Origin of the sequence: Gordonia hirsuta DSM 44140 = NBRC 16056, assembly GCF_000333015.1 — a bacterium.
Lineage (GTDB): Bacteria > Actinomycetota > Actinomycetes > Mycobacteriales > Mycobacteriaceae > Gordonia > Gordonia hirsuta.
In genome coordinates, this window is sequence record NZ_BANT01000055.1 from 1 (window position 1) to 19,649 (window position 19,649).

The following is a 19,649-nucleotide window of genomic DNA, read 5'->3' on the forward strand; positions in this document are numbered from 1 at the left end:
CACCACCACCCCCCTTTCGGTGCTGTGTTCTATATCACTACGATCAGTCTACGCTCATATTCCGATAGCGCAAGTGTTCGAACAAAGAATTTTGGAAAGAACATCCGAACAGTCCAGAAGGACAACCAGACGGTGCCGAGCGACGGCTGGAACCACGTCAGGGCATCTGAAGGTGCCTCCCGAAGCACTTCCGTGAATGAACAGATCCCGATCACGGACCTCGGGCCCCGACGACACCTTCAGCGTTCGGATGAGGCGCCTCCACGCTCGCGCAACGGCTCGCCTTCTCCAGACGTTTCATTGCGCAGCGCAGACCCCGTTCTCACCGCCGAATCGTCGCCACCACCAGCCCTCACCGCCGGCGAGCGCACGCGCGAATCGGCTCGTCGGATCGGTCACGAGACCTCTAGGGTGAGTACATCCAAGTCTCAGCGACCAGGAAGGCGGCACGCCATGCCGAAGAGGATCCTGCACGTCGTCACCAACGTCGCCCAGTACGACGATCCGGCACATCCCACGGGGCTATGGCTGTCGGAGTTGACTCACGCCTGGCAGGTGTTCGCTGACCAGGGCTATCAGCAGGTGCTGGTCAGTCCGGCCGGTGGCGCGGTACCGCTGGAGCCACGCTCGCTGAAGTTCCCGTACTACGACAAAACCGCCAAGGCCTGGCACGACGACCCAGCGATGATGGCGCTGCTGGAGAACACCGCGGCCCCCGCAGAGCTTGATCCGACCGACTTCGACGCGATCTACTTCACCGGCGGACACGCCGTGATGTACGACTTCCTCGACGACGCGGATCTGCAGCAACTGACCCGCGGAATCTGGGAGAACGGCGGCGTCGTCTCCTCGGTGTGCCACGGGTACTGCGGACTGCTCAACACGACGCTGTCCGACGGCTCCTACCTGATCGCCGGACGTGAGATGACCGGCTTCTCCTGGCTCGAGGAGAAGCTGGCCGGGGTCGCCCGGCTGGTGCCGTACAACGCCGAGCAGCTGGCCACGGAGCGCGGGGCGCACTACGGCAAGGGCCTGCTGCCTTTTGTTTCGCACACCGTCGTCGACGGCCGCCTGGTGACCGGACAGAATCCGGGTTCGGCCAAGGCGACGGCCCGCAAAGTGGCCGCCGCCCTGGACGGTGCCGCGCGCTGATCGCGCGCGTCAATACCAGCCCGTCAATACCAGACTGTGCGGCCGCCGACGGGTCGGCCGACGGCACCGAGGATCCACAGGATCAACCCGATCACCACCGCCGCCACACCCAGATAGGTGAGGATCGCCAGGCCGAAGACCCAGCCCAGGACCAGCAGAACTATTCCGAGAACAATCATCGTCGTGCCTCTTTCTTCATCGGTTCACCGAGCCGGTGCGCAGGTCCGGCCTACTGGCTGGGCTGCGGAGTCCGACATTCGCTGATCTTCGGATTGACGCCCGCATAGTTCAGCGGACCGGCGACGATGGTCAACGCGATATTGCCGGCAGTCACGCAGGTGGCCTCGTCGTTCTTGAAGTAGTCGCGCTGGATGGCGGCGATCAGACCGATCACCAACCAGATCACCACGATGAGACCGATGATTCCGCTGCCTCGGCGCATAGCCTTTACCTCCTCGGTCGCCCTGCTCCGGATCACTCTTGTCGAGCTCACCGATACAGGTACCCCGCCGGGCGGTGCCACAAACCACCGGTGGTTCAGATGGCGTAATTGTCGACGACGTCGATCCCGAATTTCTCCATCTCCGCGATCAGCTGCACCTCGCTGGGCGACTGCACCGGCAGGAAGCTCGCTTCCCGCAGCCGGCGATTGGTGCCGCTGGTCGTCACATAGCCGCGCCCACCGATCAGCGCCGACTCGTGACGGGCCGCATCCTGGGCGATCCGTGCAGCTTCGTAGCGCAACAAAGTGATGTCGGCGGGGGCCACCGCTTCGGTATCGCGTGCGTACTCGGCAGCCCGTTCGGTGAGCTCGCTGTGCCTGGACCGCAGTCGTTCGTGCTGTGCGGACAGCACTGCTCCTGCCCCGTCGAGCTGTTCGGCGGCAACCTGCAGGCAGCGGCCCGCCAAACCCAGCGCAAACGAGCTCTGCCACAGCAGGTGCGTGGTGCGCCGGGCCCGGCAGATGTCGAGCGAATCCGCGACGATTCCGCCGGCCGGAACGACGACCCCGTCGAACTTGAGCATCGCCGACCGGGTCGCCTGCAGTGCCAGCAGGTCTTCGACCTGCGTCACCGACAGGCCGTCGTCGCCGACGGTGGCGGCCAGAATCACCCGCTGCCCGCCGTCCTCCGCGACGTCAGGATCCTCGGCCACTCGCGCCGGAAACACCACCAACGTGCCCGGCGCGATGTTCGACGCCCAGGCGATCCGCCCGTAGACGCGGTAGCCGTCGCCGTCGGGGACCGCACGTGTGGGGATGGTGCCCACCCCGGCCAGCTCCTGCATCGCGGTGGCCATCGCGATCGAGCCCGAGCGCTGCCCAGACAGGAGCGCTGCCAGCTCGTCGTCGAACCCGTCCGCCGCACGCAGGTATTCGATCACCATGCGGTGTGCCCACAGGGAGAACGCCGAACTCATGCACTCGGCCGAGACCGCCCCGAGCAGTCCTGCGTAGCCGCTTCGGTCCGTCGCCGGATCCTCGTATCCGATCCGCAGGGCGCCGAGGGCACCGAATCGTTCGATCACCTCACCGGTGTCCACTTGTGCGCGATCCGCGCGGTCGGCGTCGGCGGCAGCCAGTGCCGCGGCGTCGTCGATCAATTCCTGGGTCTGTCCGGTCACTGCACTTGCCTTCCGTTGCGGTCACGCACGATTCGATGGATCCCGCGGAATACGCGGTCGAGGAGGTAGCCGAGGACACCGATGGCGAGCATGGTTGCCGCCAGCGCGGTGTAGTCGACGTTGTCGCGGGCGTTGAGCACCGCATAGCCCAGGCCGTTGGTGACCCCCAGCATCTCCGCCGGGACCAGCACCACCCACGCGATACCCAGCGCCACCCGGATCGCCCCGGTGGTCGGGACTGCCAACGCCGGCAGGGCCGTCGAGCGGATGGTCTCCCAGCGGGTCGCCCCCAGAGAGCGCGCCACCCGGGCCAGCTTCGGGTCCAGTGCCCGCACACCGGCCGCCACCCCCAGCACGATCGGCCAGACTGCGGCGAGGGCAACCAGGGCGATCACCGCGCCGGAACCGGCTCCCAGCAGCACCAGGGCCAGCGGCGCCCAGGCCAGCGGTGAGGTCATCCGCAGCAGCTGGATGATCGGGTCGAGCGCCTCGTCGACCAGCGCCCGCGAGCCGACCAGCGCGCCGAGCGGCAGACCGATCACCACCGCGATCGCCAGCCCGGCGAGCACCCGGTACAGCGACACCGAGATCGCCTGCACAAACGAGTCGGTGGTCAGCAGCTCGGCCAGCCGAGAGATGGTGTCGACCGGCCCCATCTTGGACACGACGGTGTTGGCGCCGAACATCACCTCGGCCAGCAACCACCACACCAGCACGAAGCCGCCGAGGACCCCGACGCGGATCGCGATCCGCGTCACGGCGCGATCACCTCCGCACGAGTGTGTGCGCCAGCTGGACACGGGCGCCACCATCGGCCGCTGACGCACGCCGACAACCACCGCACCGACAACGCGGTCCTCACGTTCCCGTCGAACCAGGGGGTTTCGGCGGGAACGTGAGAGCATCTGGACCATGAGTGAGCAGATCCGGATCAAGGATGTCCGTCCCGGCGACACCATCACTGTTCGACTGGGAGCCTTTCCCGAAGCGTCGACTCTTCAGGTGGTTCAGGTCTCCCCCGGCGGCAGTGACTCCACCGTGCTGATCGCCTTCTCCGACGGCAGCTCGGTCGAGTTCGCCAAGGATTCACCCGCTACCCGCGAATAGCCGGCGCACCACCAGGCACCAGCGCACAGCGGCCTTGTCCGGTCGTTCTCATCTGCGGAGACGGAGGGATTTGAACCCCCGGTGGTTTTACCCACGCTCGCTTTCAAGGCGAGTGCATTCGGCCGCTCTGCCACGTCTCCCTGCCACACAACCTAGCGCACCCCCGAACACCCGAATCATCGACCACTCGACGCAACCTGGCCGGACTGGAAGACTCAGGGACATGTACGCCATCACTGGCAGCGAACTGCTGGAGTTGACCGAAGTCCCCGATCCCGTTCCCGCCCCCGACGAGGTCCTCGTCCGGGTCAGTACCGCCGGGGTCAACCGAGCCGATGTGCTGCAACGCGCCGGTCTGTACCCGCCCCCGCCGGGTGCCTCGGAGATCCTCGGCCTGGAGGTCTCCGGCCACATCGAGGCACTGGGTTCACAGGTCGCCGGCTGGACGGTCGGCGAGCCGGTCTGCGCCCTGCTCTCCGGTGGCGGCTACGCCGAGAAGGTCGCGGTACCAGCGAGCCAGCTGCTGCCGATCCCCGACGGGGTGAGCCTGCGCGATGCGGCTGGACTCCCCGAGGTGGCGTGCACGGTGATGTCGAACGTCTTCGGCGCCGCTGAACTGCAGCCGGGCGAGCTGCTGCTGATCCACGGCGGCTCCAGCGGTGTGGGCACCCATGCCATCCAGGTGGCCAAGGCCTTCGGTGCGCGCGTCGCGGTGACCGCCCGCAACCCCGAGAAGCTGGCCCGGTGCGCCGAACTGGGTGCCGATCTGCTCATCGACTACAGCTACGAGGACTTCGTGGCCGCGCTGTCGCCGCACGGCGGCGCCGACGTGATCCTCGATGTGGTCGGCGCCGACTATCTGCCCCGCAACATCGATGTGCTGGCCGTCGGCGGCCGACTGGTCGTGATCGGCTTGCAAGGCGGCCGCAAGGGCGAACTGGACCTGGGCAAACTACTCGGCAAGCGCGGCGCCGTCCTGGGCACCACGCTGCGGGCGCGCCCCACCTACGGGCTCGGGTCCAAGGCCGAAGTGGTCTCATCGACCCGCGAGGGCACCTGGCCGATGATCTCCTCCGGGGCGGTTAAGCCGGTGATCGATTCGGTCTATCCGCTCGCCGAGGCCGGCGCCGCACACGACCGCATGACCAGTGGCGGCTCGGTCGGGAAGATCCTGCTCGAGGTCGGCTGACGCACCGGCTCAATCCCCGTCGAGCAAGAGCCGGGCACGAATCCCCAGACGCTCGTACATCTCCATCAACTGGAGGAACTCGTCGTCGGACAGCACCTCGAACACCAGGTCCAGAACACCCCGGTCCCGAGCCGCCGCCACCGTGTCGAGCACCTCCCGGCCGGCGTCGGTGATCTTCACCCATTTCTGGCGCGCGTCCCCGCGGCTACCGCCGTCGACCCGGGCATAACCTGCTTGGATCAGCTTGTTCACCTGCCGGGAGACCGTGCTCATCCCGATCCTGGTGGCGGTCGATAGGTCGGAGATCCGCAGGCCCGTCGAATTCTCGAGAAACCCGAGCAGTCGCCATTCCGAATGAGTCAGTTCCGACGCCGAGTCGGTATAGGACCGCATCCCGTGCAGGAAGTCCCACCCGGACGATTGAAAGCGCTGCCATCGATCCAGCTGCTCCGGCGAAAGGCGTTTCACGTCCTGCGCAGCCTGATTCCCCACCTCTGCCAATGCGTCCTCCCCAGGGCATCGTGCGCGCCAGACTAGGACGCGCTCCGGTCACCATACCGAAACCGCCGGTCAGCACAGAATTCAGCTGCTCGATCCGGCCGCACGGGCCGGTGAGATCAACCGAAGGACCCCAGCACCCGCACCAGTTGGTCGACGTCGTACGGCAACGCATAGGGGCCCAGCCCGATCGTCACCGCACCCCCCGCATCGTCGACACCGATCTGGGCCAGCGCCCGGCTGGGCCGGTCGGGTAGCGCGCTGATGCCGTTATCGGCCAGCCGCAGGCACACCTTCTCGGCACTCACCCCGTCGACGACGAAGCTGACCACCGGGATGCGGTGCACCCGCGCACCGATCACGCGCACCCGGCCCAGCTGCGTCAGTGAGTTCACCAGGTATTGCGTCAACCGCTGCACGTACTGGTAGGCCCCCTCCAGCGAGGAATCCAGCCGCTGGCTACGTTTGCCGGCCGCGTCGATGTCCAGTCCGGCCAGATGCTCGATCGAGGCGACCAGTCCGGTCAGCTGCGGGCCGGGGACAGGTTCGGCCTCCAGCCGTGCCGGCCCGGTCGACACCGGATCCATCGAGACCCGGGCCATGCGTTCGATCCGCTCCGGATCGGCGAAGGCCATCGCCGCTATCCGCGGACCTCCCCAGCGGGCGGCGCTGACCAGCACCACGTCGGCCCCGAGCTCCTCCAGCGATAGCCGCACATACGGCGCCGCCGAACTGGCATCGACCACCAGCAGCGCCCCGACCGACCGCGCATAGCCGGCGATCTGGGCGACGTCGACGATCGCGCCGGTCACCGACGACGCCAGGGTCACCGCGACCAGGGTGGTCCGGCGTCCGATCAGTTCGCCGTACTGGGCGGTGGGCAGGGTGCCGTCGGAGACGTCCACCTGCGCCCACCGCACCGATGCGCCGTGCCGGCGGGCGCCGCGCAGCCACGGCACGATGTTCTCCTCGTCGTCGAGACGGGAGAGCACCACCTCACCGTCCCACACAGACATGGGCAACGCATCGACCAGCGCCGACACCAGGCCGCTGCGCGAGGCGCCCAGCACCACACCGTCCGGGTCGGCATCCAGCAGGTCGGCGACGGCGCGCCGGGCGGTCTGCTGGGCATCGGCGGCCGCAGCCGACTGCGGCGACACCCCGCGCGGATCGACCGGCATGGCCCGCGCACCCGCACTCATCGCGGTGATCACCGCGTCCGGCAGCTGCTGGCCGGCCGGTGCGTCGAAGTGAATCCAGCCGTCACCGAGGCTGGGGAACAGTCCCCGGACCGAGGCGACGTCGAAAGGCATACGAATCAGCCTAGACAGTGCCCGGGGCAGAATGGTCCCCATGCACCCGGAGTTCCTCGGCAGTTCCCATCCACTCGCCCCGATCCGGTTCGGCTCGGCCGGTGACGGCGAGCCGCCGATCGTCGTCCCCGACGCGGATCCGTCGTCACCGATGCCGCTGCTCCCGGAGAACGGCGACGGCGCCTCCGACGAGACAGGTCCCGGCGCCGTGATCGGCCTGGTGGAGCAGCCCGCCAAGGTGATGCGGATCGGCACCATGATCAAGCAGCTGCTCGAGGAGGTGCGGTCAGCGCCGCTGGACGAGGCCTCCCGGCAGCGACTGGCCGGTATCCATCGCACGTCGGTCCAGGAGTTGTCCCAGGGGCTGGCACCGGAGCTGAGCGAGGAGCTCAACCGCCTGGCTCTGCCCTTCTCCGACGATGTCGTGCCCAGCGACGCCGAGCTACGCATCGCCCAGGCCCAGCTGGTCGGATGGCTCGAAGGCGTCTTCCACGGCATCCAGACCGCACTGTTCGCCCAACAGATGGCCGCCCGCAGCCAACTGGAACAGATGCGGCACGGCGGCCTGCCGACCGGCGGAGCCCTGGGCTCGGATGGACACAGCACGGGGCAGTACCTGTGAGCGCACGCCTGTATCCTGGTTCGTTGTGTCAGTGGTAAGTACCGAAGACGGCATCCCCCCGGCCCCGCCCTCGTCCGACTCCCGGACCTTCGCGAGGGGCATCAAGGATCTGGTCGACGGGTTCCGGCACTCCGAGTTGTGGCTGCATCTGGGCTGGACCGATATCAAGCAGCGCTACAAGCGTTCGGTCCTGGGACCGCTGTGGATCACCATCGCCACCGGCGTCACCGCCGTAGCCATGGGCATTCTCTACGGTGAACTCTTTCAACAGGACATCAAGCATTTTCTGCCGTACGTGGTGCTGGGCTTCATCTTCTGGGGGTTCATCGAGACCTCCATCCTGGACGGTTCGGTGGTCTTCTCCACCAACGAGGGCCTGATCAAACAGCTCCCCGCCCCGATCAGCGTGCACGCGTACCGGGTCGTGTGGCGCAGCCTGATCATCTTCGCCCACAACGTGGTGATCTACCTGATCCTGCTCGCGGTGTTCCCGCAACCGATCGGCTGGACGGCGCTGCTGGTGTTCCCGGCACTGGGCCTGTACGTGCTCAACGCCGTCTGGGCGACGCTGGTCTTCGGCATCCTGTCCACCCGCTTCCGCGATATCGGCCAGTTGCTGACCACCATGGTGCGGCTGGTCTTCTTCATGACCCCGATCATCTGGTCGGCCCAGACACTCGGAGCAGCCGACGGGGAGACCTCCAGTCGGCTCAAGCTGGTCGAACTCAATCCGATGTTCCACTATCTGGAGATCGCCCGCGGACCGCTGCTGGGTCAGTCGGTCGCGGCTTACCACTGGTGGATCGTCATCGCCTGCACGGCGGTCGGCTGGGCAGCCGCCCTCCTCGTCATGCGTAACTACCGCGCCCGCGTGGCGTACTGGGTCTAGGAGGACCACGTGGCAGGCAGTACCGAGATCCGCGTCGACACCTGGGATGCGTGCGTCGACTTTCCGATCTTCGACGCCAAGACCCGCTCGTTGAAGAAGGCTGTGGTCGGCGCGGCCGGCGGCGTGATCGGTTCCAACAACTCCAAGACCGTCTACGTCGAAGCCCTGCGCGATATCAACCTGCACCTGGAGCACGGTGCGCGCGTGGGCCTGGTCGGCCACAACGGCGCCGGGAAGTCGACGCTGCTGCGTCTGCTCTCGGGGATCTACGAGCCCACCCGCGGCGCCTGCCGGGTGCAGGGCCGGGTGGCCCCGGTCTTCGACCTGGGCGTCGGCATGGATCCGGAGATCTCCGGCTACGAGAACATCCTGATCCGCGGCATGTTCCTGGGGATGTCCCGCAAGCAGATGCTGGCCAAGACCGATGAGATCGCCGAATTCTCCGAGCTGGGCGACTACCTGGAGATGCCACTGCGGACCTACTCCACCGGTATGCGGGTACGCCTGGCCCTGGGCGTGGTGACCAGCATCGACCCGGAGATCCTGATCCTCGACGAGGGTATCGGCGCGGTCGACGCCGAATTCATGAAGAAGGCGCGCGTCCGGCTGCAGGCGCTGGTGGAGCGTTCGGGCATCCTGGTCTTCGCCAGCCACTCCAACGAGTTCCTGGCCCAGCTGTGCGACCGGGCCCTGTGGATCGATCACGGCCAGATCCGGATGGATGGCGGCATCGAAGAGGTGGTGCACGCCTACCAGGGTCCCGAGGCCGCCGCGCAGGTCCGCAAGGTGCTCGCCGAGCAGGGCAAGGCCGGCGCATGAGTTCAGCGAACCAGCGGGTGATCGGCGTCGTCGTCACCCATCAACGCCTCGCCCTGCTCACCGAGTCCCTGAAGGTCCTGGCCGCCCAGGACCGTCCGCTCGACCACCTGATCGTCGTCGACAACGCCGCCGAACCCGAGGTGGCCGAACTGGTTGCGGCTCAGCCGATTCCGACCACCTATCTGCCGTCACAGCACAATCTGGGCGGGGCCGGCGGATTCGCACTGGGCATGCTGCATGCGCTGGCGTTGGGCGCCGACTGGGTCTGGTGCGCCGACGACGACGGCCGGCCCGAAGGTCCGCAGGTGCTCTCAACGCTGTTGGCATGCGCGCACCGGCACGGTCTGGGCGAGGTCTCCCCGGTCGTGGTGAACATCGACGAACCCGATGCCCTGGCATTCCCGCTGCGCCGCGGACTGGTGTGGCGACGACGGCGCAACGAGTTGTTCGCCGACGACGAGGCCGCCGACGACGATCTGCTCCCCGGCATCGCCTCGTTGATGAACGGCGCCCTGTTCGCCGCCGGCACCCTCGACCGGGTCGGTGTGCCGGACCTGCGGCTGTTCGTGCGCGGTGACGAGGTCGAGATGCACCGGCGGCTGGCACGCTCGGGAATCCCCTTCGGCACCTGCCTGACCACCGCGTACCTGCACCCCGACGGCAGCGACGAGTTCCGGCCGATCCTCGGCGGACGCATGCACACCCAGTACCCGGACAACGCGGCCAAACGCTTCTTCACCTACCGCAATCGCGGCTACCTGATGAGCCAGCCGGGGATGCGCAAGCTGCTGCCGCAGGAGTACGCGCGCTTCGCCTGGTACTTCCTGGTACAGCAGCGCGACCTCGCCGGCTTCCGCGAATGGTTGCGGCTGCGCCGCCTCGGCCGGCAAGAACGATTCGGCCGCCCCAGCGATTAGAACGTGTTCTAGTCTGGTGGGTATGCGTTTCACCTTCGCCGAAGCCATGACCGACCCGGCCTACTATCCGCCGCTGGCCCAGGCCGCCGAGGCCGCCGGATTCTCCGGAATGACGATTCCGGATTCGCTGGCCTATCCGGAAGTCTCCGACGCCAAGTATCCGTACACCCCCGACGGGAACCGGGAGTTCCTCGAGGACAAGGAATTCATCGAGACCTTCATCCAGGCAGCCGTGCTCGGGGCGGTCACGACCACGCTGCGTTTTCTGCCGTTCGTCCTCAAACTTCCGGTGCGTCCGCCGGCCCTGGTCGCCAAGCAGGCCTCCTCGGTCGCCTACCTCACCGGCAATCGACTCGGCCTGGGCGTGGGCACCAGCCCCTGGCCCGAGGACTACGACATCATGGGCGTCGACTTCGCCCGCCGCGGCAAGCGCATGGACGAATGCATGGACATCATCCGCGGGCTCACCTCCGGCGACTACTTCGAATTCCACGGCGAGTTCTACGACATCCCCCGGGTCAAGATGTCCCCGGCACCCACCGAACCCATTCCCCTGCTGGTCGGCGGCCATGCCGACCTGGCGCTGCGACGGGCGGTCATCCGCGGCGACGGCTGGATGCACGGCGGCGGCCCGCCGGAGGAACTCGATGCCCTCCTGGACAAGTTGGCAGCGATCCGCAAAGCCGAAGGCAAGCAGAACGACCCCTTCGAGATCCACGTGATCTCGATGGACGCCTACACCGTCGACGGGATCAAACGTCTGGAGGACAAGGGCATCACCGATGTGATCGTCGGCTTCCGACTGCCCTACATCCTCGGCAAGGACACCGAACCGCTGGAGAAGAAGATCTCACACCTGAACTGGTACGGCGAGAACATCATCGCCAAATCCCAGGGCTGACGGCGCCGGACCGGTTCGCGCGCCCGGGCGCTGTCCCCTACCGGGCACCCGAACGCGGCGCTCAGCACACGAACGCGGCGCTCAGCACACGAACGCGGCGCTCATCGCATGGACGCGGCACTCGATCTGTTCGCGGCCCCGGCGAACGCCGCGAACGGGGCTCGACGCCGCGAATACAGAACGAACGCCGCGAACACGAAACGAGGGCCGCGAACGGATCGGCAAGGGCCGGGACCCGGGCGCCGGCGGATCCGGCCCGAGATCGTCCGGCTATCTGATCTTGAAGATCACCGCGCGCTGGACGACGAAGTTGATCACCGTCGCCACCCCTTGCGCGATCACAAAGGCGAGGGCCGAATAGAGCACCGTCTCCTGCCACACATGCGAGAGCCACGAATAGAGGCCGACGTTCACCGCGAAGGTGGTCGCATACAGCAGGATCACCGCGACGAAGCGGGCTGTGCTCGGCTCGGCGCGGAACGTCCAGCGCCGGTTGATCAGGTAGGCCACGGTGGTGCCCAGCAGAAAGCCGGCAGCCTTGGCGAGCCAGAAGGGCGCGCCGCCGGCGTACTGCAGCAGCATGGTGAGGCTGTAGTCGAGGACGGCCGAGCCGGCGCCGGTCGCCACGAACCGGATCAGCTGCGTCTTCAGATCGACATCGGTCGAGGCCTCGTCATCGTCGAAGGGGAGCTCGATCGGCATCGGCGCATGCCGCGTCGAGAAGTCCTCGTGCTGCAGTTGCTGAACCGGATAGTCCTCCGGCTGCTGCCCGGTTTCGGAGTCGGCCACTCCGTCAGCGTAGTGGACGTGAGACGGCGATGCGGTCACGGCTCGGCCGCCGTTTTCCTCGTGCGCCGGTGTTCGACGACGTCGGCGAGTAGGTTCAGGAGCCATGACTCCCCCGCTGCGCCTGCGCACGCTGCTGGCCGCCGTCGCAACCGTTCTCACCGTCGCCGGTCTGACCGCGGCCCCTGCTCTGGCAGCTCCGGCGACGCCGGCCCCGGTCTGGTCGGGCCTGGACGCCCGCGACTACGCCGGTCCCGTCGGTAAGCCCGGCACGCTGCTGGCGCAGACACGGCTGGATCCGGCCGTGTCACTGCCGGCTGCCGGGCAGGCGTACCGCATCCTCTACGCCACCACCGATGTTCACGGAGAACCCGCCGTCAGCACCGGCGCGGTCTTCACTCCGCGGCGTCCGGCACCCAAGGGCGGCTATCCGGTGATCGCGTGGGCACACGGCACGACCGGACTGGGTAACGACTGCACCCCGTCGGCTCTGCCGCGATCCGAGCGGGACCGCAACTATCTCGACCATTGGCTGGATCAGGGCTACGCCGTGGTCGCCACCGACTACGTCGGACTGGGTACCCCCGGGATGATGAGCTACCTGTCGGCACAGGTGTCCGCACACTCGATCGTCGACTCGGTCAAGGCGGCGCAGCAGATGGGGTTGCCGCTGTCGACGAAGTGGGCGATCGTCGGACAGTCCCAGGGGGCCGGCGCCGCACTCAACGCCGCCCGGCGCGCGACCGCCCTGTCGCGCGGCAGCGGGCTGGACTACCGCGGTGTGGTCGCCACCGGAACTCCGGCCAACATCGAACACATCGTCTGGCAGGCCGGCCCCGGCTTCCCGCCGATCACCCTGCCGGCGGCGTTGAACGCCTACGCCGCCTACATCCTGACCGGCTTCATCGACGCCCGGCCCGATCTGCGCGCCGACACCGTCCTCACCCCGCGCGGACGTCAGATTCTGCGCATGGCCGCCACCCTCTGCTACGGCGAATTGAGCGACCGGCTGTCCGGGGAACCGATCAACACCTGGTTCTCCCGACCGCTGGCCTCGGTCCCGGGTGTGCAGGGCGCACTGGTGACGTACATGGCCACCCCGTTCTCCGGCTACGACCGCCCGATCTTCCTGGGCCAGGGACTCATCGACACCGATGTGCCGGTCGTCTCGGCCGGATCCCTGTACGCCCAGATGCTGGCTGCCGGACAGCCGGTGGAGTTCCACCTCTATCCCGATCAGGATCACTCGGGCACGGTGCTCGCCTCGCTACCGGACTCCACCCCGTTCGTCGCCCGCATCCTGCGCTGAGCTCAGGGTTCGATCTCGTCGCCGGCCGGATGGATCTGGTCGACGCGTTCCTCGACGGTCATGGTCGGCTCGCTGCGGCGGTGCTCGTCGGTCGGCTTCACCACCAGCACGGGTTTGCGGCACGACACCAGCAGGTACTGCGAGGTGCTGCCCAGCAGGAGTTTGCCGACCTGGGTGCGCCGGCGCATGCCGATGACCAGCATCTCCGCCTCGGGTTCGTCCATCGCCGCCAGCAGTTCCTCGGCAGGTGTGGCACCGATCGGCTGCCGGATCCGGTAGCGCAGACCCGATGCGCTCAGCCGGTTCTCCACATCGGCGATCTCGTCGGCATCGGCGATCCGCTGCCCCCGCACCTCCGAGACGGCACTGATCACCAGCAGTTCGGTCTCGCGCAGGCGAGCCTCGATGATGCCTTGTTCCAGGCACGCGCGGCCGAATACTCCGGCTACGTAACCTACAACGATCATCGTCGCCCCTCTCTTCCGCTCGCCCGCGTGGAGCCGCCGCGGCCGGTCACCGCGATAGGGCGACCCTCATCGTCAGTTCGACAGTAACGTAGCGGCGGTGGTGAAGCGGCTCACCCGAGCGCCGCAGACGACGCCGAATCACCTCTCACCGGGCACATCTAAGCAATCCACAGGTTCTGGCGAGTAGTCTCTTCTGCGATGACGAACACCGATGTACTCCCGATCCAGACCCAGCGGCTGATGGGCTGGGGCCGCACCATGCCCATCGAGGCGCACGTGCTGTCGACGCCGTACCCGGAGGTCATCGCCGATGCGGTGGCCCGCGTCGCCGATGAGGACGCCGACAAGCCCGACTATCTCAAGCGCGGCGTGATCGCCCGCGGGCTCGGCCGCTCCTACGGCGAGAACGCCCAGAACGCCGGTGGTCTGACCATCGACATGACCAAGCTCACCCGGATCTACTCGATCGACGACGCCACCGCGATCGTCGACGTGGATGCCGGTGTCGACCTGGATACCCTCATGCGCGTCGCCCTGCCCTACGGCCTGTGGGTGCCGGTGCTTCCGGGCACCCGCCAGGTCACCGTCGGCGGAGCCATCGGCTGCGATATCCACGGCAAGAACCACCACAGCGCCGGCAGCTTCGGCAATCACGTCACCGAGATGCAGCTGCTGGTGGCCTCCGGCAAGATTCTCACGCTGACCCCCGAAGGCACCGACGACGATCCCGACGCCTCCATCTTCTGGGCGACCGTCGGCGGCATCGGGCTGACCGGCATCATCCTGCGCGCCAAGATCAAGATGACGCGCACCGAAACCGCCTATTTCATCGCCGACGGCGCCGTCACCCACAACCTCGACGAGACCATCGCCCTGCACATGGACGGCTCGGAGGACAACTACACCTACAGCTCCGGCTGGTTCGACGCGATCAGCAAGCCGCCGAAGCTGGGACGGGGCACCTTCTCCCGCGGCAGCCTGGCCACGCTCGATCAGCTGCCGCCCAAGCTGGCGAAGGACCCGCTGAAGTTCGACGCCCCCACGCTGGTGAACTTCCCCGACATCTTCCCCAACGGGCTGGCCAACAAGTTCAACTTCTCAATGGTCGGCGAGGCCTACTACCGGATGGGCGGCAATTACACGGGCAAGATCCAGAACCTGACGCAGTTCTATCACCCGCTGGATCTGTTCGGGAACTGGAACCGGGCCTACGGCTCGAAGGGTTTCCTGCAGTACCAGTTCATCGTGCCGCCCGAGGCCGTCGAAGAGTTCAAGGGCATCATCTACGACATCCAGGCCTCGGGCCACGTCAGTTTCCTGAACGTGTTCAAGCTCTTCGGCAAGGGCAACCGCGCGCCGTTGAGCTTCCCGATGGAAGGCTGGAACATCTGCGTGGACTTCCCGATCAAGAAGGGCCTGCACGAGTTCGTCTCCGAACTCGACCGCCGGGTCCTGTCCATCGGCGGCCGCCTGTACACCGCCAAGGACTCGCGCACCACCGCGCAGACCTTCCACGCGATGTACCCGCGGATCGACGAGTGGCTCGAGGTGCGCCGGCGCGTCGACCCGGACAAGGTCTTCATGTCCGATATGGGCCGCCGGCTCGAACTCGTCTGACGCCGTACACCCGCGACGGGTACACCGCCTGAAGCTTCAACCGAAAGAGATCACCGCATGTTCAACGCCGTCGGCGTCCCGCAATCCATCCTCATCCTCGGCGGCAGTTCCGAGATCGGCCTGGCCATCGCCACCGAGTTCCTGCACAGCGGCCCCATGCGGGTGGTGCTGGCCACCGTCCCGAACGACCCGGCCGCCCCGGCCGCCGTGGCCACGATGGAGGCCGCCGGAGCCTCGTCGGTCGAGCAGATCGACTTCGACGCCCTCGACACCGATTCGCATCCGGCCGTGCTCGACGCGGCCTTCGCCGGCGGCGACATCGACGTGGCGATCGTCGCCTTCGGCATCCAGGGCGACGACGAGCAGGCCTGGCAGGACCAGAAGCTGGCCGTCTTGGAAGCCGACATCAACTACACCGCCGCCGTCTCGGTCGGTGTCCTGCTGGGTGAGCGCATGCGCGCCCAGGGCCACGGCCAGATCATCGCGATGAGTTCAGTGGCCGGCGAACGGGTCCGTCGTTCCAACTTCGTCTACGGCTCCACCAAGGCCGGACTCGACGGCTTCTACCTGGGTCTGGGGGACGCGCTGCGGCCGGAGAACATCCGCGTCCTGGTGGTGCGCCCCGGTCAGGTGCGCACCCGGCTGTCGGCACACGTGGCCGAGGCACCGCTGACCGTGGACAAGGAAGAGGTGGCCGCCCGCGTGGTCGCCGCCGTCGGCAAGGGCAAGGAAGTGATCTGGGTGCCCGGCCCGTTCCGCTTCATCATGATGGTGCTGCGCCACGTACCGCGCCCGATCTTCCGGAAGCTGCCCGTCTAGATGACCCCGCAGCCCACCACGACGGTCCTGCGCCGCCGCGGGCACGATCTGCTCGAGCTCCTCGGCGCCCTGGTGCTGGGTACCGCGGTGGCGATGGTCGGGTTGCGCATCATCTCGGCGGTCTCCTGGCCGGCATACAACACCTCCAACGTCACCCGCGCGCTGACCACCCTCGGTCAGGCGGTGGTGGTCGTGCTCGCGGTGATCGCCGCGGTCACCGCCCGCTATCGGCCGTCCTGGCGATTGTCGACGTCGTGGCTGGGCTCCCTGGCCTCAGCCGGGCTGGTGACGGTCAGCCTGGGGATGCCGTTGGCAGCGACCAAGCTGTATCTGCACGGGCTGACCGCCGACCAGCAGTTCCGGACCGAATATCTGACCCGGCTGACCAGCAGTCCGCGGCTGCACGATATGACCTACGTCGATCTGCCGCCGTATTATCCGGCCACCTGGTTCTGGTTCGGCGGCCGGTACGCCGACCTGTTCGGGCTGCCCGGCTGGGAGGCCTACAAGCCCTGGTCGATCATCTCCATCGCCGCCGCCGCAGCCCTGGGCGCGGCACTGTGGAACCGGATGGTCGGGGTCACCGTCGGCACCGCCGTGGGCCTGGCAGTGACCGCGGCGACCCTGTACTTCGCCTCCCCCGAACCCTATGCGGCGGTATTGATCCTGGTCGGGGTACCGATGCTGGTCGTGATCGCCTCGGCACTGCGCGGACGCGGGCGTTCCCTGGCCGACGGACCCGGGTGCCCCCGCGAATCGAATTGGCTGGCCGTGGCCGCGGCCGGGGTGTTCCTCGGTGTCTCGGCCACGGTGTACACGCTGTACACCGCCCTGTTCGCCGGTACCGCCGTACTGATCGCGCTGGTCTATCTGGTGCAGATCGCACTGACCGAACGCAACAGCGCACTGGCCGAACGGATGCAGACCCAGCGGCGCCGGGTGCGCATGCTCGGTGTGGTGCTGCGGCTGCTGGTGATGGGCGTGCTGGCCGGCGCGGTGGCGCTGCTGTTCTGGGGTCCGTACCTGATCAAGCGGGCCACCAGCCCGGTCAGCGGCTCCGGCGCCGCCGAACACTACCTGCCCGAGGGCGGGGCCGTGCTGCCGCTGCCGGTGTTCCAGCTGTCCCTGATCGGCGTGCTCACCCTGGCCGGGCTGGTGTGGACCGTCTGGCGGATGCGGCAGCGGACCATCGCCTTCGCCTTCGCTGCTGCCCTGGTCGGCATCCTGGTGCTGACGCTGGCATCACTGGCCCGCACGGCGATCGGCAGCACGCTGCTGTCGTTTCGGCTGGAGGCTCCCGCCGCCGGAATCCTGGCCGCGGCAGGTGTCTTCGCCGCGGTGGCGCTGTCCCGGGCCGCCGTCGCCCAGTTCGGTGACATCCGCACGGTGATCGGTGTGCTGGCCGCGGTCGGGGCGATCGGTGTGGCTCAGCAGCTGCCGGCGACCCTGTCCTCGGAGATCACCATCGCCTACACCGATACCGACGGCTACGGGGAGCGCGGTGATCAGCGCCCGGCAGGATCGGAGGCCTACTATCGGCAGCTGCATCGCCTGATCGGTGAGCAGACCGGGAAACCGGCGACGCAGAACATCGTGCTCACCGCCGACTACAGCTTCCTGTCGATCTATCCGTACTGGGGCTTCCAGGGGCTGACCTCGCACTATGCGAACCCGCTGGCCCAGTTCGAGGCCCGCGCCGAAACCATCGAACGGTGGGCGCAGTCCACCGACACCGCCGAGTTCCAGGCGGCGCTGGCGCAGAGTCCGTGGCCGGTGCCGAACGTCTTCGTCTTCCGCTACAGCCCCGACGGCTACACCCTGCGCCTGGCCAAAGACGTCTACCCCAACGACCCGAACATCAAGCGGTACACCGTCACCTTCGATCCGGCGGTGTTCGACGACCCCGCATTCACGGTGACCGAGGTGGGACCGTTCGTGCTGGTCGTGCGGAGCGGAGGATAGCTCTCGTGGAACTGCGCATCGACTCGCTGACCAGTAACTACGGCAAGACGCATTTCGTATCGACCGGCACCGTCAACTGGGTGATCCTGCAGTCGAGCGCCGGTGTCACGCTGATCGACGGCGGCTATCCCGGACACGCGCCGGCGGTACTGGAGTCGTTGCGGCGGATCGGCGCGGGGCCCGAACAGATCCGCGCGGCCCTGCTGACCCACGCCCACGTCGACCACCTCGGCGGTCTGGTGAGGCTGCGTGAGCAGTACCAGTTCGACGTCTACGCCGATCCGAAAGAGGTGGCCCATGCCCGCCGCGAGTATCTCGAGCAGGCCGACGCCGCCGGGCTGGCGCCGATCGCCTGGCAGCCGCGGGTCCTACGGTGGCTCAGCCAGATCATTCCGCTCGGAGCCCTGAACAAGGCCGGAATCGACGATGCCACCGAGTTCACCGGCCTGTCCCACCTGCCCGGGCGACCGGTCGCGATCCCCACGCCCGGACACACCCGCGGTCACAGCGCCTTCCTGGTCGCCGACGGTGAAGCCGTCGTCTCCGGCGATGCGCTGATCAGCGGCCACCCGATCACCTCGCGGCACGGTCCGCAGTGCCTGGGCCCGATCTTCACCCACGACCCCGAACGCAATGCCGAAACCCTCGAGGCCATCGCCGTCACCGAGGCGCAGCTGCTCCTGCCGGGTCACGGCGACCTCTGGGAGGGGCCGGTGCGTGCGGCCGTGAATCAGGCGCTGAGCCGCCGCTAGCACCGGCCAGCCCATGCGGCACCGCCGCAGAAAAGACCACCGCGGCTGGCGATTCCACCGTTTCCGGCAATCCAGACTCAGCGTGTCCTCGAAACGGTTGAATCTACTCCTCGTCGTGCCGAACATGCCCGAAAGAGCACACTGTCGGCGGATGCGGGCCGCTAACGTCGTCACGCGCGCTGCCGCATTCGGGCCAGTCGCGAGGCATTCCGATAACAGATCTCGAGGAGAACCATGAAGAAACCATTGACGTCGCTTGCACTGATCGGGGCCGGCGCCGCACTGGTACTGGGAGTCGGCGCCGGGCCCGCCGATGCGCGCGTCTCGGCCGGCCCTCTCACGCTGAGCGTCACCGGCACCTGCGCCTCACCTGGCGACAGCATCAAGGAGTTCTACGTCTGGACGCCCGAGAACGGTAAGAAGCGCGCCACGTCGGGGAAATCGGCCACGCATTCCTTCAACATCAACAAGAAGAAGGCAGGCGACACCTACTTCAACTGGAAGGTCACCTGCAAGATGGCCGGGAGCACCGGCGAGCATCAGAAGAAGTACGGCGGCAGCGTCAACGGAACCAAGTACAAATACACCGCCGAGCGCTTCTACAACAAGACGAAGAAGCCCTGATCTGACATAGGCCGTCCGACTGCTCGACGCAGCGCCCGCACATAACCGTCACGTTTAGCCGGACCCACAAAACACAACCGTCACCGACGCAGATGGTCGGTGACGGTTGTGTTCTATGGCGGTGACGTTTGTGTTCTGGGGGTGCCTACCGGTGGGCTGTCAGCCGGCGGTGGGGGCACCGGCCGGGCGGCGGGCCGCACGACGACGGCGCTGTGCCGGCGCCGGCGCCGCACCTGCCGACGACGACGAGTAGACCGGACGCGAGGATTCACCGGACTCGGCC

General features: G+C 67.4%; 22 protein-coding genes and 1 tRNA gene. 14 read left to right on the forward strand and 9 right to left on the reverse strand.

Annotated elements, in window-relative coordinates; all coding sequences use genetic code 11:
* Nucleotides 1-453 precede the first annotated feature (453 nt).
* Entirely contained in the window at nucleotides 454-1,152 is a 699-nt protein-coding gene (locus tag GOHSU_RS15155) for a type 1 glutamine amidotransferase domain-containing protein (RefSeq protein WP_005943639.1), read from the forward strand.
* 23 nt (nucleotides 1,153-1,175) lie between these two features.
* On the opposite strand, the gene GOHSU_RS17050 is transcribed toward GOHSU_RS15155, so the two are convergent.
* From GOHSU_RS17050 to GOHSU_RS15170, 4 genes are all read right to left on the reverse strand, one after another.
* A complete protein-coding gene (locus GOHSU_RS17050) occupies nucleotides 1,176-1,331 on the reverse strand; it encodes a hypothetical protein (protein WP_005943641.1) in 156 nt (51 codons plus the stop codon).
* Between the two features lie 50 nt (nucleotides 1,332-1,381).
* On the reverse strand, nucleotides 1,382-1,594 hold the full coding sequence (locus tag GOHSU_RS15160; RefSeq protein ID WP_005943643.1) for a hypothetical protein: 213 nt from the start codon (nucleotides 1,592-1,594) through the stop codon (nucleotides 1,382-1,384).
* A 95-nt stretch (nucleotides 1,595-1,689) separates the two neighbouring features.
* Nucleotides 1,690-2,775 (reverse strand): acyl-CoA dehydrogenase family protein, encoded by a 1,086-nt coding sequence (locus GOHSU_RS15165; RefSeq protein ID WP_005943645.1) that lies wholly within the window; start codon nucleotides 2,773-2,775, stop codon nucleotides 1,690-1,692.
* Nucleotides 2,772-3,533 (reverse strand): ABC transporter permease, encoded by a 762-nt coding sequence (locus GOHSU_RS15170; protein ID WP_162138721.1) that lies wholly within the window; start codon nucleotides 3,531-3,533, stop codon nucleotides 2,772-2,774. Before GOHSU_RS15170 ends, GOHSU_RS15165 begins: the two co-directional genes overlap by 4 nt.
* A 154-nt stretch (nucleotides 3,534-3,687) precedes the next feature.
* On the opposite strand from GOHSU_RS15170, the gene GOHSU_RS16945 reads away from it, so the two are divergent.
* Complete coding sequence (locus GOHSU_RS16945; RefSeq protein ID WP_005943651.1) at nucleotides 3,688-3,882, forward strand: hypothetical protein; 195 nt, start codon at nucleotides 3,688-3,690, stop codon at nucleotides 3,880-3,882.
* Nucleotides 3,883-3,937: 55 nt separating this feature from the next.
* On the opposite strand, the gene GOHSU_RS15180 is transcribed toward GOHSU_RS16945, so the two are convergent.
* A tRNA-Ser gene (locus tag GOHSU_RS15180) sits at nucleotides 3,938-4,022 on the reverse strand.
* Between the two features lie 83 nt (nucleotides 4,023-4,105).
* On the opposite strand from GOHSU_RS15180, the gene GOHSU_RS15185 reads away from it, so the two are divergent.
* Complete coding sequence (locus GOHSU_RS15185; protein ID WP_005943653.1) at nucleotides 4,106-5,071, forward strand: NAD(P)H-quinone oxidoreductase; 966 nt, start codon at nucleotides 4,106-4,108, stop codon at nucleotides 5,069-5,071.
* A 9-nt stretch (nucleotides 5,072-5,080) separates the two neighbouring features.
* On the opposite strand, the gene GOHSU_RS15190 is transcribed toward GOHSU_RS15185, so the two are convergent.
* Both GOHSU_RS15190 and GOHSU_RS15195 read right to left on the reverse strand, forming a co-directional pair.
* Nucleotides 5,081-5,539 carry a MarR family winged helix-turn-helix transcriptional regulator gene (locus GOHSU_RS15190; RefSeq protein WP_155821319.1) on the reverse strand — a complete coding sequence of 153 codons (459 nt, stop codon included), beginning with the start codon at nucleotides 5,537-5,539 and terminating at the stop codon, nucleotides 5,081-5,083.
* Nucleotides 5,540-5,688: 149 nt separating this feature from the next.
* Nucleotides 5,689-6,882 carry an aminotransferase class V-fold PLP-dependent enzyme gene (locus GOHSU_RS15195; protein WP_024332641.1) on the reverse strand — a complete coding sequence of 398 codons (1,194 nt, stop codon included), beginning with the start codon at nucleotides 6,880-6,882 and terminating at the stop codon, nucleotides 5,689-5,691.
* Nucleotides 6,883-6,922: 40 nt separating this feature from the next.
* On the opposite strand from GOHSU_RS15195, the gene GOHSU_RS15200 reads away from it, so the two are divergent.
* From GOHSU_RS15200 to GOHSU_RS15220, 5 genes are read left to right on the forward strand one after another with little or no spacing between them, the layout of a single operon-like run.
* Nucleotides 6,923-7,504: a bacterial proteasome activator family protein gene (locus tag GOHSU_RS15200; RefSeq protein ID WP_005943663.1), complete on the forward strand. Its 582-nt coding sequence runs from the start codon at nucleotides 6,923-6,925 to the stop codon at nucleotides 7,502-7,504.
* 31 nt (nucleotides 7,505-7,535) lie between these two features.
* A complete protein-coding gene (wzm, locus tag GOHSU_RS15205) occupies nucleotides 7,536-8,393 on the forward strand; it encodes a galactan export ABC transporter permease subunit Wzm/RfbD (RefSeq protein WP_005943666.1) in 858 nt (285 codons plus the stop codon).
* Nucleotides 8,394-8,402: 9 nt separating this feature from the next.
* Entirely contained in the window at nucleotides 8,403-9,212 is an 810-nt protein-coding gene (gene wzt, locus GOHSU_RS15210; protein ID WP_005943670.1) for a galactan export ABC transporter ATP-binding subunit Wzt/RfbE, read from the forward strand.
* Entirely contained in the window at nucleotides 9,209-10,129 is a 921-nt protein-coding gene (glfT1, locus tag GOHSU_RS15215; RefSeq protein ID WP_005943673.1) for a galactofuranosyltransferase GlfT1, read from the forward strand. The genes wzt and glfT1 overlap by 4 nt, the downstream gene beginning before the upstream one ends.
* Nucleotides 10,130-10,151: 22 nt before the next feature.
* Nucleotides 10,152-11,030, forward strand: a complete 879-nt coding sequence (locus tag GOHSU_RS15220; protein WP_024332643.1) for a TIGR03619 family F420-dependent LLM class oxidoreductase — start codon at nucleotides 10,152-10,154, stop codon at nucleotides 11,028-11,030.
* A 270-nt stretch (nucleotides 11,031-11,300) separates the two neighbouring features.
* Here the strand turns inward: GOHSU_RS15220 and GOHSU_RS15225 are convergent, their stop codons facing one another.
* Nucleotides 11,301-11,732, reverse strand: coding sequence for a GtrA family protein (locus GOHSU_RS15225; RefSeq protein WP_029759865.1), 432 nt, complete (start codon nucleotides 11,730-11,732; stop codon nucleotides 11,301-11,303).
* 190 nt (nucleotides 11,733-11,922) lie between these two features.
* Here GOHSU_RS15225 and GOHSU_RS15230 point away from each other — a divergent pair, with 190 nt between their 5' ends.
* Complete coding sequence (locus GOHSU_RS15230; RefSeq protein WP_005943681.1) at nucleotides 11,923-13,125, forward strand: lipase family protein; 1,203 nt, start codon at nucleotides 11,923-11,925, stop codon at nucleotides 13,123-13,125.
* 2 nt (nucleotides 13,126-13,127) lie between these two features.
* Here GOHSU_RS15230 and GOHSU_RS15235 read toward each other — a convergent pair whose 3' ends face one another.
* A complete protein-coding gene (locus GOHSU_RS15235) occupies nucleotides 13,128-13,592 on the reverse strand; it encodes a universal stress protein (protein WP_005943685.1) in 465 nt (154 codons plus the stop codon).
* Nucleotides 13,593-13,790: 198 nt separating this feature from the next.
* On the opposite strand from GOHSU_RS15235, the gene dprE1 reads away from it, so the two are divergent.
* From dprE1 to GOHSU_RS15260, 5 genes are all read left to right on the forward strand, one after another.
* Nucleotides 13,791-15,209, forward strand: a complete 1,419-nt coding sequence (gene dprE1 / locus GOHSU_RS15240) for a decaprenylphosphoryl-beta-D-ribose oxidase (RefSeq protein ID WP_005943688.1) — start codon at nucleotides 13,791-13,793, stop codon at nucleotides 15,207-15,209.
* A gap of 57 nt (nucleotides 15,210-15,266) precedes the next feature.
* Nucleotides 15,267-16,028, forward strand: coding sequence for a decaprenylphospho-beta-D-erythro-pentofuranosid-2-ulose 2-reductase (gene dprE2 / locus GOHSU_RS15245; RefSeq protein WP_005943690.1), 762 nt, complete (start codon nucleotides 15,267-15,269; stop codon nucleotides 16,026-16,028).
* The gene (locus GOHSU_RS15250; RefSeq protein WP_005943693.1) at nucleotides 16,029-17,990 is read left to right on the forward strand and encodes an arabinofuranosyltransferase; all 1,962 of its coding nucleotides are present in this window, start codon (nucleotides 16,029-16,031) and stop codon (nucleotides 17,988-17,990) included.
* 5 nt (nucleotides 17,991-17,995) lie between these two features.
* Nucleotides 17,996-18,742, forward strand: coding sequence for an MBL fold metallo-hydrolase (locus tag GOHSU_RS15255; protein ID WP_005943696.1), 747 nt, complete (start codon nucleotides 17,996-17,998; stop codon nucleotides 18,740-18,742).
* A 234-nt stretch (nucleotides 18,743-18,976) separates the two neighbouring features.
* Nucleotides 18,977-19,366, forward strand: coding sequence for a hypothetical protein (locus GOHSU_RS15260; RefSeq protein ID WP_005943699.1), 390 nt, complete (start codon nucleotides 18,977-18,979; stop codon nucleotides 19,364-19,366).
* Nucleotides 19,367-19,649: the final 283 nt, after the last annotated feature.

Bases quoted from the DNA above. Each gene is read 5' to 3' on its own strand.
- GOHSU_RS15155 (WP_005943639.1), top strand. From the start codon at position 454: ATGCCGAAGAGGATCCTGCACGTCGTCACCAACGTCGCCCAGTACGAC.
- GOHSU_RS17050 (WP_005943641.1), bottom strand. From the start codon at position 1,331: ATGATTGTTCTCGGAATAGTTCTGCTGGTCCTGGGCTGGGTCTTCGGC.
- GOHSU_RS15160 (WP_005943643.1), bottom strand. From the start codon at position 1,594: ATGCGCCGAGGCAGCGGAATCATCGGTCTCATCGTGGTGATCTGGTTG.
- GOHSU_RS16945 (WP_005943651.1), top strand. From the start codon at position 3,688: ATGAGTGAGCAGATCCGGATCAAGGATGTCCGTCCCGGCGACACCATC.
- GOHSU_RS15185 (WP_005943653.1), top strand. From the start codon at position 4,106: ATGTACGCCATCACTGGCAGCGAACTGCTGGAGTTGACCGAAGTCCCC.
- GOHSU_RS15195 (WP_024332641.1), bottom strand. From the start codon at position 6,882: ATGCCTTTCGACGTCGCCTCGGTCCGGGGACTGTTCCCCAGCCTCGGT.
- GOHSU_RS15200 (WP_005943663.1), top strand. From the start codon at position 6,923: ATGCACCCGGAGTTCCTCGGCAGTTCCCATCCACTCGCCCCGATCCGG.
- glfT1 (WP_005943673.1), top strand. From the start codon at position 9,209: ATGAGTTCAGCGAACCAGCGGGTGATCGGCGTCGTCGTCACCCATCAA.
- GOHSU_RS15220 (WP_024332643.1), top strand. From the start codon at position 10,152: ATGCGTTTCACCTTCGCCGAAGCCATGACCGACCCGGCCTACTATCCG.
- GOHSU_RS15225 (WP_029759865.1), bottom strand. From the start codon at position 11,732: ATGCCGATCGAGCTCCCCTTCGACGATGACGAGGCCTCGACCGATGTC.
- GOHSU_RS15230 (WP_005943681.1), top strand. From the start codon at position 11,923: ATGACTCCCCCGCTGCGCCTGCGCACGCTGCTGGCCGCCGTCGCAACC.
- GOHSU_RS15235 (WP_005943685.1), bottom strand. From the start codon at position 13,592: ATGATCGTTGTAGGTTACGTAGCCGGAGTATTCGGCCGCGCGTGCCTG.
- dprE1 (WP_005943688.1), top strand. From the start codon at position 13,791: ATGACGAACACCGATGTACTCCCGATCCAGACCCAGCGGCTGATGGGC.
- dprE2 (WP_005943690.1), top strand. From the start codon at position 15,267: ATGTTCAACGCCGTCGGCGTCCCGCAATCCATCCTCATCCTCGGCGGC.
- GOHSU_RS15250 (WP_005943693.1), top strand. From the start codon at position 16,029: ATGACCCCGCAGCCCACCACGACGGTCCTGCGCCGCCGCGGGCACGAT.
- GOHSU_RS15260 (WP_005943699.1), top strand. From the start codon at position 18,977: ATGAAGAAACCATTGACGTCGCTTGCACTGATCGGGGCCGGCGCCGCA.